The organism is Mycobacterium toneyamaense (assembly GCF_055384815.1).
Map to the genome: position 1 here is coordinate 4,667,173 of NZ_AP040333.1, position 14,541 is coordinate 4,681,713.

The following is a 14,541-nucleotide window of genomic DNA, read 5'->3' on the forward strand; positions in this document are numbered from 1 at the left end:
GGATTCTTGGCGCGCCCGCCGCCACGTCAGCTGGGTGGGCGCTTCTCGATGAAGGCCAGCACGCCCTCGAGCGCGCTCGGGTCCATCATGTTGCAGGCCATCGTCGCGCCGGCATCCGCATACGCGGCGTCGATGCCGACTTCGATCTGGCGGTAGAACAGGGACTTGCCCATCGCGACGGCGACAGCGGGCTTGGCGACAATGCTCGCGACCACCGCCTCGACCTCGTCGTCAAGCGCCTCCGGCGGCGCCACCCGGTTCACCAACCCCAACACCTTGGCTTCGTCCGCAGAGATGAATTCGCCGGTCACCAACATCTCGAAGGCGGCCTTCCGCGGGACGTTGCGGGACAGTGCGACTCCCGGTGTGGCACAGAACAATCCGACGTTGATGCCGCTGACGGCGAAGCGCGCGTCGTGGCTCGCCACCGCGAGATCGCACATCGCGACGAGCTGACAGCCGGCAGCCGTCGCGAGACCCTGCACCCGCGCAATCACCGGCACCGGCAACCGCTGGATCGCCATCATCACCGCCGTGCACTGGGCGAACAGGCCTTGGTAGTAAGCGAGCGACGGCTCCGCCCGCATCTCTTTGAGGTCATGGCCGGCACAGAAGGCCTTGCCGGATGCCCCGAGCACGACGGCCCGCACCGTCCCGTCGTCGGCGAGCCCGACGAAGGCGTCCCCCAGTTCCGTGAGCATCGCCTCAGACAGCGCGTTGAAGGCCTGCGGACGGTTCAGCGTCAGCGTGACGACCCCACGGTCGTCGCGGTCACGGCGCAGCAGCGGTTCGCTCATCAGCGGGCGCCCTCCAAGAAGTACGTCGTCATCGGCCCCTTGCCCTTGACCTCGACCACCTGCGGGTCGCTGAATGCGTAGCGGTGCGCGAGCAGCGAGTGCGTGGATGCGGACACCTGGATGCGGTGCGGGCGGCCGCTGGACTCCATGCGGCTCGCCGTGTTCACGGTGTCGCCCCACAGGTCGTAGATGAACTTGCGCTGCCCGATCACGCCCGCGACCACCGGACCCGACGAGATACCGATCCGCATCGAGATCGGACTCGGCCAGCTCGACGACAGGCTGGTGACGGTGCGTTGCATCTCGAGTGCCAACTCGGCCATCGACGCGGCGTGGTCGTCATCGGGGTTGGGCAGGCCGGCAACCGCCATGTAAGCGTCACCGACCGTCTTGATCTTCTCGATGCCGCGCCGGTCGCAGAGCTCGTCGAAGGCGCGGAACATCGTGTCCAACAACTGCACCAGCTCCTCAGGAGTCAGCGTCTCGGACAGTGGCGTGAAGCCCACGATGTCGGAGAACAACACGCTGACGCTGGGCGCCGAGTCGGCGATGGTCAATGCGCCGTCTCGGAGCCGGTCCGCGATGGTTGCCGGCAGCACGTTGTAGAGGATTTCCTCGGTCCGGGCCCGCTCCTGTTCGACTTCACGCTGCCGGAGGAAGTCGATACGCCGCAGCCGCTCGAGCGCGTAGGCGATGAGCACGCTGATCGCGGACAGTCCCGCGATTTGGGGCACCATCGTGCCGAGCTCGTCCAGGCTGCCCCGGGCAGCCGGCAGTTCCAGACACACCGCGACGAACACCACGGTGTTGGCCAGCGCGGCGTGCATGCGCAACCGCAGTAGACCGACAGCGCCCAGCAGCGTGACGGTGGCCGAGGTCATCAGGTACTGGGTCGGGAAATCGCCGACGCGGGCCAGCACCGGTACGAGCAGCACCTGGATGACCGTCAGCTGTACGACGGCGGCGACCTGCAACCGGTCCTGAAGCGTCCGACTCCGGCGGATCGCCACGATTCCCAGCAGGAAGATGCCGATGGTAACCGCGCGGACGATCAGGGCGCCGGGGACGAACCCGCGCAGGACCAGGAAGTCCACGGCCGCGTACACGACGGTGAACAGGATGCCGACCACTTGCGCGAAGGTCGCCGCCCGCAGCCCGTTCGCGTCGTCGTGCGCCCGGAATTCGCGCTCGGAGTCGGCGTCGTCGAACTCCAGCATCCACTTGCGCATATGAAGCTGGGCATGAGTGTGCTGCACCCAGCACCGCACCGCTTGTGCATCCACAGGCCGAAAATAGCGGAGACCCGCGAGGCCGAGGCCGCTATTCGACGATGTCGCCGCGGTATTGCTCGAAAAGCGAAAGGAATTCAGCTCTTTCGGTCTCGGCCACGCCATTCTTGATCAGCGCGGCGTCGGCGTGTTTCATGTTGGCGTCCCATTCGGCATCGGAGATCGCCAGTCCCGCATGGGAGGTCAGCATGTCACGCCCGATGTAATGGCACGGCCCGCCGGTGAGCTCGCACATCTGATCGACCAGCAGCTGCCGGGCCCGCATATGCGAATCGCTGCTGCGGCCCGACCCGAAACGCGCGAACGCCGGGTCAGCCAGCAGTGTCGCGAACAGATCGTCGATGACGGCCGCGATCACGTCGTAGCCGCCCAGCCGTCGGTACAGAGATGGCGTCGTGTCGGTCATGATGCCCTCCTCGACCAAGCATCGCGCCGGCCATGAGAGGTACGCAGGCAAATCGCAGATATTCCCCGCACAGCCTTCGCCGTCGTCACAAAAGACTTGATTCTGCCAACCGTGCATCAAATCCTGCCGATCGGAATGGTACTGCCGCACAACCGGTTTCAACCATCAGAGCACCACAACAACCGAAAAAGGGGTTCAAAATGAAGAAGTTCGGCTTTGCCACTCTGATCGCATCGAGCATGACCGCCGCCGTCCTGGGCCTGGCCGTCCCCGCGCAGGCCACCACCGGAACCCCGATCGGTCCCCACTACAGCGTCGACAACCACGACAATGCCAACACCAGCAACGGCTTCTACGACCAGGCGTTCTGACCGCCCGACCAAGGACCCCCGATCCGCACGGATCGGGGGTCCTTCATATTGTGAGCCGATGGCGGTCAGGCGTATCGACATCGAGCAATTGTCAATACCTGTGGATCGGGGTGTTTCAGGCGACCTCCGTTTCGGTGTGTTGATCGCCGTCTGACGGTGGTGTCGGTGGGGTGATGTCGGTGGGTCGTTCGAGCAGTTTGCCTTTGTGGAAGACCGCTCCGGCGCGGACGAGGGCGACCAGATGTGGGGCGTTGACGGCCCGCCAGCGGGCTTGGGCGGCGTCGATCAGCTTGTAGGCCATGGCCAATCCAGCGGCCCGTGATCCCGGACCCTTGGTGACCTTCGTTCTCAAACGCACTGTGGCGAAGGTGGATTCGATCGGATTCGTGGTACGCAGATGGATCCAGTGCTCGGCGGGGTAGTGGTAGAACTCCAGCAGGACATCGAGGTCGTCGACGATCTTGGCGACCACTTTCGGGTACTTCGCGCCGAAGGCAACCGCGAAGGCCTTGACCGCGACCTGAGCTTTGTCGATGTCTTCGGCGTTGTAGATGTCCTTGATCGCCGCCAGCGCGGCCGGATGCGCTGACTTCGGCAGCCCGGCCAGGACGTTGGCCTGCTTGTGGAACCAGCAGCGCTGCTCTCGGGTCTTCGGGAATACCTCCCGCACCGCCTTCCAGAACCCGAGCGCGCCATCGCCGACGGCCAGCACTGGGGCGGTCATGCCGCGGCGTTTGCAGTCGCGCAGCAGATCCGCCCACGACTCGCATGACTCCCGATAGCCGTCGGTGATCGCCACGAGTTCTTTGCGGCCGTCAGCGCGCACGCCGAGCATCACCAGCAGGCACAGCTTCTCCTGGTCCAGGCGGACCTTGAGGTGAATGCCGTCGACCCACAGGTAGACGTAGTCGCTGCCGGACAGGTCCCGGGCAGCGAACGTACGGGCTTCGTCTTGCCACTGCGCGGTCAGACGGGTGATCGTGGTGGCCGACAACCCGGCACCCGAGCCGAGGAACTGCTCGAGTGCGGGCCCGAAGTCGCTGGTTGATAGGCCGTGCAGATACAGCAGCGGCAGCACCTCACTCATCTGCGGGGACTTGCGTGCCCAGGCCGGCAAAATCGCCGAGGAAAACCGCTGCCGCTCACCAGAATCGGGGTCGACACGGCGGTCGTTGACCCGCGGCGCTTTCACCTGCACGGCACCGGCCGCGGTCAGCACCTCACGCGGCTGGTGATAGCCGTTGCGGACCACCAGTCGGTGACCGTTCTCGTCACGCTGATCAGCGAATGCGGCGACGTACGCGGCGACCTCGGCCTGCAGGGCAGCGGCCAACATCTGCCGGGCTCCGTCGCGGACGATCTCGTCCAACAACGACCGGCCGGCCTCGCCGCCGTTGGCCTCCTCGGCATCGTGAACTACGGTGAGCATGGGCGTACCTTCCCAACCAGCGCGCCAACGCCGGTCTTGATCGAATACCTGATTCCGTGATGATCATCCTCGGGAAGGTGCGCCCACTTTCAGGCCACCTCCTCGGGCCTCATCCACAGGTATTGATCATTGCTCCTATCGACATCGGCGGCACCACCCTGCAGGCGACTGAAGACGACGGCATGGTCGTCGCCCGCGGCATCCCCTATGCCCGCGCCGACCGGTTCGCCGCCCCGGAACTGATCACAGTCGGCGCGGAAAAACTCGACACAACCGAGCGTGGGCCCGCGTGCCCTCAACTGCCATCGCGTCTGCAGCCCGTCACCGGCCCCGTGGTCGACAGCCTCCCAGTCAGTGAACAGTGCCAAGTGCTCAGCGTCACCGCACCCGCGGATGCCGACGGACTGCCAGTGATGGTGTGGTTCCACGGCGGGGCCTACGTGTCGGGTAGCGGTGAATCCCCGAAGTACGATCCGCTGGCGCTGGTGGCCGAGGGGCAGGTCGTCGTGGTGACGGTCACCTACCGGCTCGGCATCTTCGGGTACCTGAACATCCACGACCCGGAGACGCAGAACCTCGGCCTGCGTGACCAGATCTGCGCGCTGCAATGGGTCCGCGACAACATCTCGGCGTTCGGCGGGGATCCTCACCGCGTCACGGTGTTCGGCCAATCAGCCGGCGGCGATTCCGTCATGTCACTGATGTTGTGCCCGGAGACAACGGGCCTGTTCACCCGGGCCATCCTGCAGAGCGCTCCGCTGGGCCTGCCGCGCGAGCGCTCCTCGATGGCCGCCGCGATGCGCACCGCGGCGCTGGCGGCGTTGAAGGACACGCCGGCCATGGAAGCCGACACCGAGCAGCTGCTCGAGGCACAGCTTGCCGCACTGACTGCCGCCCAGCCGTTCGGCCGGCTCGGCATGATGGCCTTCGCGCCGATTCTCGGTCACGCACCGCTGGTTTCCGCCGAACAACTCGAGTCTCAGATCGCCGCTGCGGCAGCGCATGTCGAGATCCTGGTCGGCTACACGCGCGACGACGGCGCGCCATTTGTGTCGATGGATCCGCGCGGCGCCCGCGTCCAACGGCTCGGTCCGCCCGGCAAAGCGCTCGCCGCAGCGGTCGGGCGCAACCTGACGCGCACCGTATTCGGCAGGCCGGCAATCGATCTCGCCCGCACCTGGGAGCGCGCGGGCGGACGGTCGGCGACGTTCCGCGTGGACTGGGCACCACCGGGAGCGCCCCTGGGCGCATGCCATTGCATCGAGCTTCCACTGCTCGTCGGCGCGGTTGACGCTTGGCGGGACGCACCGATGCTCGGCCCCGAGCCACGCACCGTCGATGAGGGCCTCGGGCGTCAGATGCGTTCCCTGTGGGCGGGTTTCGCGCATGACGGTGTCGCGGCACTCGGGCAGAGACAACTCGTCTTCGGGTAAACGAAAGCACCCCCGGCCCAACAGGACCGGGGGTGTTCTCGTCGCGCCGACTGTGAGGTCTATGTGGGGAAATCGTCGAGATTTCCTGCATACCCCTCACAGTCGGGCACGGAAACTACTTAGTGAGCGTGGCCGTGGTGGCCTTGTCCCGTGATCAGCTTCCTCGGCCGGCTTGTCCACGACGATCCTCTCGGCAGTAGCCCGCTAGTCGGTCTGTCAAGCGGTACGCCGAGCATGGCGATTCGGTCCCGCATCTGTGGCGGCGCGGGTACTAGTGATTCATGGCGACCGCGTGCGTGGCTCACTCCACCTATCTCGCATTCAGTGGTGGCACCTCAGTTCTAGGAGTGCCACCGATCGCTGTCGCCCTAGTTGGCGGCGTGCTCGCGGTAGTGGCGGCACAACTACAGTCGCCAGTTCCACAACTTCCACTACGAATCTTGTTGGGTCTCATCAGCGCCGTCACTCCATCATCGTTTGACACTGTGGGGGCGGCCGGTAGGGCTGTGCCGAGCGACCAAGCAGAAGCAAAGCGGAGCTTGAAGAATTCCAGAGGGCGATCGGAGCCGCGCAGGCGAAGCTAGATGAACTCACCAGCCAGGTGAACACCAAAGAAGTTTCGGTCGCAGAGTTGTCCAAGAAGGTCGAAGAACTGAACGCACTGGCCGCTGAGAGCCAGAAAAAGGCAGACGCCATCGGAAAGACTCTTCAGGCAGTGCTTGAGAAGCATGACAAAGGTGAGTTCTGGAAGAACGTGGGTATCGGCTTCCTCTTCATGCTCGGTGGCGGCCTGATCGCGCTGGCTATCACTATGTACGTCCCAGCTTTTGACTGCCACCCACACTAGAGATTGCCGGGCCGTTGACATCGCAAGAAACCAACTGCCATGCAGCCGGCTACGTCAGCATGGTTAGTTGGCTGACGGCCCCGGAGTTCCAGCCTCCTACATGTCAAACGGTCGCCCGGTCTGGCGCGGAGAACGGTACTCAATCGACGGCAACGGCATGGTCTACAACGGCAGCCGGACACCGCCCGAACCGAGTGCGGCCGTGCATGTTATGCAGGGGCGGTACGTCATAGTCCGCAGCTAGCGATAGATGGCAATGATGTCCAACTCCAGCGCTGGGCCTTCAATTTCGTAGTTCATTGGATTCGACTGGTTTTTGCGACCGGAGGACGTCGAGAATGTTTCCATGAGCTGCATTGCTTCATTGTTGACGAGCTTGCGGGATTGACCATACGGCACTATCCGCTTGATTTTTCCGACCACGATTAGACGCTCGTTCTCGATATTCTCCACTCGCAGATGGTCGTTATGGAGCGGCCCGAAAATAGACCAAGTCGTAGTCGAGGAATCACGACCCACAGCTATTCGACTTATATTCAGACTGTCGAAAAGCTGGCGCATAACCTCTGTCTGCGCTTTAAGTTGTTCGGCATTACTTGTATCGTAATTCGCGTTTCCCACGCTAAGACCCGCCTGACCCGCTGTAACGAAAACATCCATGAGGGCGGCCATCTGGACGCCGCCGCCACCACGCGCAATGAGTCGTGACCCCTGATCGATCTCAACGTCACACTCCCAGAGGATTGTCTCGCCAACCTGAGCTGACGCGAAGTCATTGTTTGGGTCGACGACGTCGATCCATGCAATTGCTTCGGGGTTATCGCGCGCGACGGCTAACAGCCTTTGGTACTGGGCTTCGGGCGGATAGGACATCGTCAATTCTCTATCGTCCGAGCCTCCACCTTCCAATTTCGCGCGAGCGAACTTTAGATTAATCTCACCGGTCTTAGCCCGCTTCTTCACGAGGTGGACCTTGGTTTCGGCGATAAGACCTCCGTCTAGTTGCGCCGCAAACCCTTCAAGTATTGGCTTGTCCAAGTAAACGAATCGAATCAGCACTAGGCAACGCTCCAAGCCCGCTCGGTGCGGTCCCACTCAATCGAGTCGCCGTGCAGTTTGCGAAACTGCGTCAGCACCTTAGGGCTGATCGCGGGATTGCCGTTCTCATTTTCGTATACCCATTCGGAGCCGATCCGAGTATCGATCTCGTGCACCATAACTTCCTGATATTCGAGCTTCTCGGCTCTGATGCGGTCGACCATCCACTGAGCGACATCCATCGCTGTTGCCGCTGCACCACTAGTCATCTGACGTACAGCACCTTCCTTCGGCTGGTGTGCCAGTTCAAAACTGGTCACTGGAACAAGGAAACTACCCCCGCAGATGCCGACAGGAGCACGCCCAACCCGGCGAAAACGATTGTGGGCTTGACCCCTGATGGTGGACACCTAACTGGTGGGACTGCTGGTCCTGCGGGAAGGATGTCCGTATGGCGGGCAAGCGTAAGAAGTACACCCCGGAGTTTCGGGAGCAGGCTGCCCGCCTGGTGATCGAGACGGGACGTCCGATCGCGCATGTGGCCGCGGAGATGAATCTGGGTGAGCAGTTGTTGGGTCGGTGGGTGCGCCAGGCCCGCGAGTCGGCCGGGGATACTGGCGGGGTGCTTGATGTTGATGAGCGCGCCGAGTTGGAGCGGCTGCGCAAGGAGAACGCTGAATTGCGTTTGGACCGTGAGTTTTTAAAAAAAGCGGCAGCCTTCTTCGCCTCCGAACAGAACCGGTAGATGCTTACCGGATCATCGAGGCGGAGAAGGCGAACTTCAGCATTGTGCGGATGTGCCGACTGCTGGTGGTATCGCGGTCGGGGTTCTACAAGTGGCGTGTGGCCGACGCTGCCGGTCCTACGCCGGCCCAGCAGCGCCGTAAGCGCCTCGACACCGCAGTTGCGGGGTTTCATGCCGACTCCGACGGGGTGAACGGCGCACCGCGCATCCTGGCCGATCTACGGGAGGATGGCTGGGTGGTCTCGTGCAAGACGGTGGCGGCATCACTGCGCCGCCAAGGTTTGTTCGGGATCAGTCCGCGCACTTTCGGTCCGCCGACCACCGTGGCGGACCCGGATGCCGAAGCGATCCCGGACCTGGTCAAACGTCGTTTCGATACCGGTGTGCTCAACGCGGTGTGGACCAGCGACATCACCTATCTGCGGACTGGGGAAGGCTGGTTGTATCTGGCGGCGGTACGGGACGGGCATTCGCGGCGGGTGATCGGTTGGGCGATCGCCGATACCCTGCATACCGATGTTGTCGAGTCGGCGTTGACGATGGCGATCGCGTTGCGTGGCCCGTTGCCAGAGAAGGTGATTTTCCATGCCGATCGGGGCTGTCAGTACACCTCGGCGCAGCTGGCTCGGTTCGCCCGGGAGAACAACCTGCTGCGGTCGGTGGGCCGTACCGGGGTGTGCTGGGATAACGCTGCGACTGAATCATTATGGGCGACACTGAAAGTCGAGTTTTACGACCGGCGGTTGTGGCCGACGAAAGCTGCCGCTAGGCTCGCCGTCGGTGACTGGATCGAGCGGGTCTACAACCGCCGCCGGCGTCACAGCGCACTGGGCATGATCAGCCCCGTCGAGTTTGAAAACCGGATCAATCAGACGGCACAAGCCGCCTGACCCTGTGTCCACCAAACAGGGTCAAGCCCAATTGGCACGGCACCGGGGTTGGCTACACCAATGATGTCCCGCAGGACGTTGCCCATCTCATTGTCATGCGGAGGTGGCGCATCCGGCGGAGGCTCACCAAGCCAACCGCCGTCGATAATCACCGGCTCATCGAGCCGCTTGGCGGCTCGGTGCGCTTTGGCTCGTTGTTCCAACAACGCACCCACTGCAACGATCCCGCAGCACGCGCCGAGGATCGACAACACCGCCGCAACTGCCGCGTTCGTCGTCATTTCGAATCCGCTTACCGAGGCGGCGGGTTATTGGCCATGTACTTGGCCCAGCGGAGTTGGTTACGCAGCCGAGGCCAGTCGTTATGGACCCACTCGGCAGCCTGTTCGCCGTTCGCAACGCGACCGCTCTCGCCCGCCAGGACCAATAGTCCGGCGCTGAGTTCACGGCGTTGGTAGGTCCAGTGGTCTGAGTGCTGCCTGATGACGTAAAGGAACGTCTCACCGGCCAGAGGTCGGTGCAGGAACGCGACAGCGTGGTCGATCGCGCCATGCGCCTCTGTCAGTTCGTCGTCTTCTGCTGCTGGCATACCGCCCGACACTACCGGCGTTTACTAGCCCGTCAATTGGATAAAGCAGGGCCGACTACGGGCGTAGCTTTCCGCCGTATGGACGACCGAGGCCTGAAGGCGCTTGGCGCGCTCCTCTGCCTAACGCTCTGCATCGGCGGCTTGTACTGGATATGGCACGGAGAAGTTAGCGACGAACCGACCGCAACCGGCATGAGCGTCGGTCTGATCTATGCCTGTTTCAGGATGTACTTCCACTGAAACGAAAAGCCCCCAAGGCTGCATTACGCAACCGAGGGGGCCTTCGTTGTTTCTACGTGTTACCGCACGGCCCTAGTGAGCGTGACCGTGGTGGCCGTGCCCGTGATCGGCTTCCTCGGCCGGCTTGTCCACGACGGCCGTCTCGGTCGTCAGGATCATCCGGGCCACCGAAGCGGCGTTGAGCACCGCGGACCGGGTCACCTTGGCCGGGTCGACGACACCGTCGGCCAGCAGGTCACCGTAGGTCAGGGTGGCGGCGTTGAAGCCGTGGCCGGCGGGCAGCTCCGAGACCTTGTTCACCACAACGGGGCCGTCGAGGCCGGCGTTGGTGGCGATCCAGTACAGCGGGGCCGACAGCGCCGAGGAGAAGACCTCGAGGCCGATCAGCTCGTCGCCGGTCAGCGAGCCACGCAGGCCGTCCAGGGCGGTGCGAGCCTGGACCAGAGCGGCGCCACCACCGGTGACGATGCCCTCTTCCACCGCAGCCTTGGCGGCGGCGACGGCGTCCTCGACGGCTTCCTTGCGCTTCTTCAGGTCGGTCTCGGTGGCAGCGCCGACCTTGATGACGGCCACGCCGCCGGCCAGCTTGGCGAGGCGCTCTTCGAGCTTCTCGCGGTCCCAATCCGAGTCCGAGGCCTCGATCTCGCTGCGCAGCTGCGCCTTGCGGCCGTCGATGGCCTCGGCGGTGCCGCCGCCGTCGACGATCACGGTGCTGTCCTTGCTGACCACGACGCGGCGGGCGGTGCCCAGCACATCGAGGCCCGCCTCGCGCAGTGTCAGGCCCACGTCGGGGTTGACGACCTGGCCACCGGTGACGACGGCGAGGTCCTCCAGGAACGCCTTGCGGCGGTCACCGAAGAACGGCGCCTTGACCGCGACGGCCTTGAGGGTCTTGCGGATGGCGTTGACGACCAGGGTCGACAGGGCCTCACCCTCGATGTCCTCAGCGACGATCAGCAGCGGCTTACCGGCCTGGGCGACCTTCTCCAGCAGCGGCAGCAGGTCGGGCAGCGAGCTGATCTTGTCGCGGTGCAGCAGCACCAGCGCGTCCTCGAGGACGGCTTCCTGGGCGTCGAAGTCGGTGACGAAGTACGCCGACAGGAAGCCCTTGTCGAAGCCGACGCCCTCGGTGACCTCGAGCTCGGTGTTCAGGGTCGAGGACTCCTCGACGGTGACGACGCCGTCGGCACCGACGCGGGTCATGGCCTCGCCGACCAGCTCGCCGATCAGTTCGTCGCGCGACGAAACGGTCGCGACCTGGGCGATGGCGGTCTTGTCGGACACCGGCTTGGCCGCGGCCAGCAGGGCCTCGGACACCGCGTCGGCGGCCTTCGAGATGCCCGCGCCGAGCGCGATCGGGTTGGCACCGGCAGCGACGTTGCGCAGACCGGCCTTCACGATGGCCTGGGCCAGCACCGTGGCGGTGGTGGTGCCGTCGCCGGCGACGTCGTTGGTCTTGGTCGCGACGGACTTGACCAGCTGGGCGCCCAGGTTCTCGAACGGGTCTTCCAGGTCGATGTCGCGCGCGATGGTGACGCCGTCGTTGGTGACCTGTGGGCCACCGAAGGCCTTGGCCAGCACCACGTTCCGGCCGCGCGGGCCGATCGTGACGCGGACCGCGTCGGCGAGCTTGTCGACACCGGCTTCCATGGCGCGGCGCGCAGCTTCGTTGAATTCAATCTGCTTGCTCATAAAAGTCTTTCTTGACGCCTAACGCATACCGCCCCGAAAACCGCCCGTGCGGACACGGGGATTTCCGGGGCGGGACACGAATGCTTACTTGGAGACGACAGCCAGCACGTCGCGGGCCGAGAGGATCAGGTACTCCTCGCCGTTGTACTTGATCTCGGTGCCGCCGTACTTGCTGTAGATGACGGTGTCGCCCTCGGCAACGTCCAGGGGGATCCGCTTCTCGCCGTCCTCATCCCAGCGGCCGGGGCCAACTGCGACGACGGTGCCTTCCTGCGGCTTTTCCTTGGCGGTGTCAGGGATGACCAGACCGGAAGCGGTCGTGGTCTCGGCCTCGTTGGCCTGAACGAGGATCTTGTCCTCGAGTGGCTTGATGTTGACTGCCACGATGGAAGCCCTCCACTTGGTTGGTATGTCGATCCAGGGCCAATCCCCGGATGCCAGGTTGTTCGGCAAGCGTCCTGACCACACACCGTCGTCGCGGGTGCCGGAGCGCGGTTGGCCGCGTGCCACCTAGCACTCTATACACGCGAGTGCTAGCGCTCAAGGGTGGGGCAGTGCCGGATTCGACGAACTCGCTGTGGGCGGAAACCGCAGGCTACCCAGCCGCCGGTGACGTGTTGACCAGGAGCAGGTTGGACGTCGCCCGGTGCGTGATGGTGTTGGCCGTCGAACCGAGGACCCGGGGCGAAGCCCGCCATGCCGCGGTTCCCGATCACGAGAAGGTCGTAATCGGCAGCTGCGAGCACGTCCGCCGGGTCGCCGGTCAGCGCCTGCCGCTCCAGCGACCCGGCGATTCCCAGCCGGCTTGCGACCGTGTTCAGGGTCTCCTCGGCCGCGGCGGCGTCGCCTCCGACAGTGACCAGGATCGGCCGGGCCCCGGCCGCCAGGTCATACCCGGCCCGGACCGCACGCACCGAGGTGTCCGAGCCGTCGGTGGCCAGGGCGATCGTCTGCACCGCCGCCACCGGCTTGCGCACGAACAGCACGTCGACCGGGCTGTGGTGCGACAGTTCGTTCGAGGTACTCCCCCACAAGCGGCTGGCGGTCTGGCCGAGGCCTGCCGCACCGACGACGATCAGCGGTCGCTCCGACTGCGCGGCAGCGTCGACCAGGGCGTCGAACGCACTGCCCTTCACGGGAACCTTGTCGATCGTCGTGACGCCCAACGCGGTGAGATCGACGTCGGCGCCCTCGGCCGTCAGATCCGCCCACGGCTGTTCCCGGCCACCCGGCACCGAGACGCTGGGCTTCCACGCGGTGACGACGGTGACCGGCACACCGAGGGCAGCGGCCACCACGCCGGCGACGGTGACCGCGTCGGTCGCCTCGTCGGACCCGTCGGTGCCGACGACGATTCGGGAGTAGGACGTCATGGCGGTCCCTTCGATCGGGGTGTCAGGCACCGAAGACGAGGATGTGGACGGCGCCGACGAGGATGCCCAGGAGTCCACCGTGGGCGTACAGCAGCCAGGCGTCCTGCTCGATGGCCGAGTACAGCATCTCGCCGAACTTGTCGGGCGGCAGCGCCCGGAACTTCTCGGTCGCGAACGTCTCGATCTTCTTGGCCTGGGTCTTGTTGAACCCGGGGTCGTAGAGGACGCTCGGGGCGAAATCGACCAGCTTGTCGCCGGCGCCGCGTTGCAGCCCTTCGACATCGACGACACCGAACGAGTTGCGGGCGACGACGCGGTACGGGCCCAGGATGCGCTCGGCCTCTTCGCCCACCGCGGACTGGATCAGCGCCCGGGTCTTGTCCGCGCTGGCGCCGTTGAGCAGTTCGTGCGCGAAGTTCTTGACCGTCAGGACCTGTAGCGACAGCATGGTGGCGAGTTCGTGAGCGGCCTGGTGCTGCCGCTTCGCGAAAAGTCCCTGCTTCCAGAGGTATTTGTAGCGGGGCTGTGGCTCACCGGGTTCGAACACCACCTTGATCGCGATGATGTTGACGATGATGCCGATCACCGCGGCCCCGCCGAGCACCCACAGCCAGGCCGGCAGGAAGTGCAGGATCGAGTCGAGAAATCCCGGCAGGTGGATGGCGAAACCGCCATGTGCCGCAGCGTGTTCGCGCGCCTCGTCGCTGGAGTAGTAGATCAGCGACAGCCACAGTGCCAGCAGGACACCGAACGGGAAGCCCAGCGCGCCGATGCGCACCATGAAGCGGAGTTCGGGCACCGCCAAGCCTTTGATGATGTCCCGCAACACTTCTGGGTTGCGACGCAGGAAGTTGACGGTCATGAGCTTGACGTTGAGCAGCTGGTCGATGTTCTCGCCGACCTTGGCGAAGGCCCGCTTGGAAATGGTTGGCAACTCGGCGTCGACGGTCTGCAGCACCTCGTCTTTCAGCGGCCGCGGGAGTGAGCGCCACATCTGCGGATGCCGGCCCTCGATGATCTCGGTGGTCAGCCGGCCGATGTCCGGTCGTGCCGCCACCGCAATGGCTTTGGCGAGTTTGTCGGGATTGAGTTGTGCGTAGAAGTCCGAAATCTTGCCGATCCGGGCTATGGATGTATCGACGATGAGGCTGGCCATCTTCTCGGCGCGACACGGAATGAATCCCTGGAAACCCAGAATTCCGTTGGGCGCGAAGGTGGGCAGAATCTGGACCTTGCGGGGCAGAAAGGGAAATATCCGTTTCAGGCCCGGCACATAGAAGCCGGTGAACCGCACGGGCGCGAACAACATGATGACGCCGGTCCAGTTGGTGATCAAGCCGGCGATCGCGCTGAAGATCGGCACGCTGATATGTCGACGATGAATTTCGATTGTCCGGTGAGC

General features: G+C 64.4%; 16 protein-coding genes. 5 read left to right on the top strand and 11 right to left on the bottom strand.

Features of this window, described 5'->3' with window-relative positions:
• Positions 1–26: 26 nt before the first annotated feature.
• The 3 genes from ACZ5IQ_RS22505 to ACZ5IQ_RS22515 are packed head-to-tail and all read right to left on the bottom strand — an operon-like array spanning position 27 to position 2,654.
• Positions 27–797, bottom strand: a complete 771-nt coding sequence (locus ACZ5IQ_RS22505) for an enoyl-CoA hydratase (RefSeq protein ID WP_464480315.1) — start codon at positions 795–797, stop codon at positions 27–29.
• Complete coding sequence (locus tag ACZ5IQ_RS22510; RefSeq protein WP_464480316.1) at positions 797–2,080, bottom strand: adenylate/guanylate cyclase domain-containing protein; 1,284 nt, start codon at positions 2,078–2,080, stop codon at positions 797–799. The genes ACZ5IQ_RS22505 and ACZ5IQ_RS22510 overlap by 1 nt, the downstream gene beginning before the upstream one ends.
• A gap of 37 nt (positions 2,081–2,117) precedes the next feature.
• Positions 2,118–2,654 (bottom strand): group I truncated hemoglobin, encoded by a 537-nt coding sequence (locus ACZ5IQ_RS22515; RefSeq protein WP_267323874.1) that lies wholly within the window; start codon positions 2,652–2,654, stop codon positions 2,118–2,120.
• A 38-nt stretch (positions 2,655–2,692) separates the two neighbouring features.
• On the opposite strand from ACZ5IQ_RS22515, the gene ACZ5IQ_RS22520 reads away from it, so the two are divergent.
• On the top strand, positions 2,693–2,863 hold the full coding sequence (locus ACZ5IQ_RS22520; protein ID WP_267323875.1) for a hypothetical protein: 171 nt from the start codon (positions 2,693–2,695) through the stop codon (positions 2,861–2,863).
• Positions 2,864–2,978: 115 nt separating this feature from the next.
• Here the strand turns inward: ACZ5IQ_RS22520 and ACZ5IQ_RS22525 are convergent, their stop codons facing one another.
• On the bottom strand, positions 2,979–4,292 hold the full coding sequence (locus tag ACZ5IQ_RS22525) for an IS256 family transposase (RefSeq protein ID WP_267323522.1): 1,314 nt from the start codon (positions 4,290–4,292) through the stop codon (positions 2,979–2,981).
• A gap of 128 nt (positions 4,293–4,420) precedes the next feature.
• Between ACZ5IQ_RS22525 and ACZ5IQ_RS22530 the strand changes: the two genes are divergently transcribed.
• Both ACZ5IQ_RS22530 and ACZ5IQ_RS22535 read left to right on the top strand, forming a co-directional pair.
• Positions 4,421–5,725, top strand: coding sequence for a carboxylesterase family protein (locus tag ACZ5IQ_RS22530; RefSeq protein ID WP_464481502.1), 1,305 nt, complete (start codon positions 4,421–4,423; stop codon positions 5,723–5,725).
• 601 nt (positions 5,726–6,326) lie between these two features.
• Entirely contained in the window at positions 6,327–6,572 is a 246-nt protein-coding gene (locus tag ACZ5IQ_RS22535; RefSeq protein WP_464480317.1) for a hypothetical protein, read from the top strand.
• A 240-nt stretch (positions 6,573–6,812) separates the two neighbouring features.
• Here ACZ5IQ_RS22535 and ACZ5IQ_RS22540 read toward each other — a convergent pair whose 3' ends face one another.
• On the bottom strand, positions 6,813–7,667 hold the full coding sequence (locus tag ACZ5IQ_RS22540; protein ID WP_464480318.1) for a DUF6414 family protein: 855 nt from the start codon (positions 7,665–7,667) through the stop codon (positions 6,813–6,815).
• Positions 7,631–7,930 carry a DUF6953 family protein gene (locus ACZ5IQ_RS22545; protein WP_464480319.1) on the bottom strand — a complete coding sequence of 100 codons (300 nt, stop codon included), beginning with the start codon at positions 7,928–7,930 and terminating at the stop codon, positions 7,631–7,633. The genes ACZ5IQ_RS22540 and ACZ5IQ_RS22545 overlap by 37 nt, the downstream gene beginning before the upstream one ends.
• A gap of 131 nt (positions 7,931–8,061) precedes the next feature.
• Here ACZ5IQ_RS22545 and ACZ5IQ_RS22550 point away from each other — a divergent pair.
• Positions 8,062–9,245 (top strand): IS3 family transposase gene (locus ACZ5IQ_RS22550; protein WP_212806691.1). Its coding sequence is split into 2 segments (ribosomal slippage): positions 8,062–8,314 and positions 8,314–9,245, totalling 1,185 coding nucleotides; the frame shifts between segments, so codons are not numbered across the junction.
• On the opposite strand, the gene ACZ5IQ_RS22555 is transcribed toward ACZ5IQ_RS22550, so the two are convergent.
• Positions 9,224–9,526 carry a hypothetical protein gene (locus ACZ5IQ_RS22555; RefSeq protein ID WP_464480320.1) on the bottom strand — a complete coding sequence of 101 codons (303 nt, stop codon included), beginning with the start codon at positions 9,524–9,526 and terminating at the stop codon, positions 9,224–9,226. The genes ACZ5IQ_RS22550 and ACZ5IQ_RS22555 overlap by 22 nt on opposite strands.
• Before the next feature lie 191 nt (positions 9,527–9,717).
• Here ACZ5IQ_RS22555 and ACZ5IQ_RS22560 point away from each other — a divergent pair, with 191 nt between their 5' ends.
• Entirely contained in the window at positions 9,718–10,074 is a 357-nt protein-coding gene (locus ACZ5IQ_RS22560) for a hypothetical protein (RefSeq protein WP_464480321.1), read from the top strand.
• A 72-nt stretch (positions 10,075–10,146) separates the two neighbouring features.
• On the opposite strand, the gene groL is transcribed toward ACZ5IQ_RS22560, so the two are convergent.
• From groL to ACZ5IQ_RS22580, 4 genes are all read right to left on the bottom strand, one after another.
• Positions 10,147–11,766 carry a chaperonin GroEL gene (gene groL / locus ACZ5IQ_RS22565; RefSeq protein WP_267323877.1) on the bottom strand — a complete coding sequence of 540 codons (1,620 nt, stop codon included), beginning with the start codon at positions 11,764–11,766 and terminating at the stop codon, positions 10,147–10,149.
• 84 nt (positions 11,767–11,850) lie between these two features.
• Positions 11,851–12,153 carry a co-chaperone GroES gene (groES, locus tag ACZ5IQ_RS22570; RefSeq protein WP_029367666.1) on the bottom strand — a complete coding sequence of 101 codons (303 nt, stop codon included), beginning with the start codon at positions 12,151–12,153 and terminating at the stop codon, positions 11,851–11,853.
• Between the two features lie 146 nt (positions 12,154–12,299).
• Positions 12,300–13,169, bottom strand: a complete 870-nt coding sequence (locus ACZ5IQ_RS22575) for a universal stress protein (RefSeq protein WP_267323878.1) — start codon at positions 13,167–13,169, stop codon at positions 12,300–12,302.
• The gene (locus ACZ5IQ_RS22580; RefSeq protein ID WP_323848438.1) at positions 13,162–14,502 is read right to left on the bottom strand and encodes a DUF445 domain-containing protein; all 1,341 of its coding nucleotides are present in this window, start codon (positions 14,500–14,502) and stop codon (positions 13,162–13,164) included. Before ACZ5IQ_RS22580 ends, ACZ5IQ_RS22575 begins: the two co-directional genes overlap by 8 nt.
• Positions 14,503–14,541: the final 39 nt, after the last annotated feature.

Coding starts and splice junctions, on each gene's coding strand:
- ACZ5IQ_RS22505 (WP_464480315.1), bottom strand. CDS start 797: ATGAGCGAACCGCTGCTGCGCCGTGACCGCGACGACCGTGGGGTCGTC.
- groL (WP_267323877.1), bottom strand. CDS start 11,766: ATGAGCAAGCAGATTGAATTCAACGAAGCTGCGCGCCGCGCCATGGAA.
- ACZ5IQ_RS22520 (WP_267323875.1), top strand. CDS start 2,693: ATGAAGAAGTTCGGCTTTGCCACTCTGATCGCATCGAGCATGACCGCC.
- ACZ5IQ_RS22555 (WP_464480320.1), bottom strand. CDS start 9,526: ATGACGACGAACGCGGCAGTTGCGGCGGTGTTGTCGATCCTCGGCGCG.
- ACZ5IQ_RS22525 (WP_267323522.1), bottom strand. CDS start 4,292: ATGCTCACCGTAGTTCACGATGCCGAGGAGGCCAACGGCGGCGAGGCC.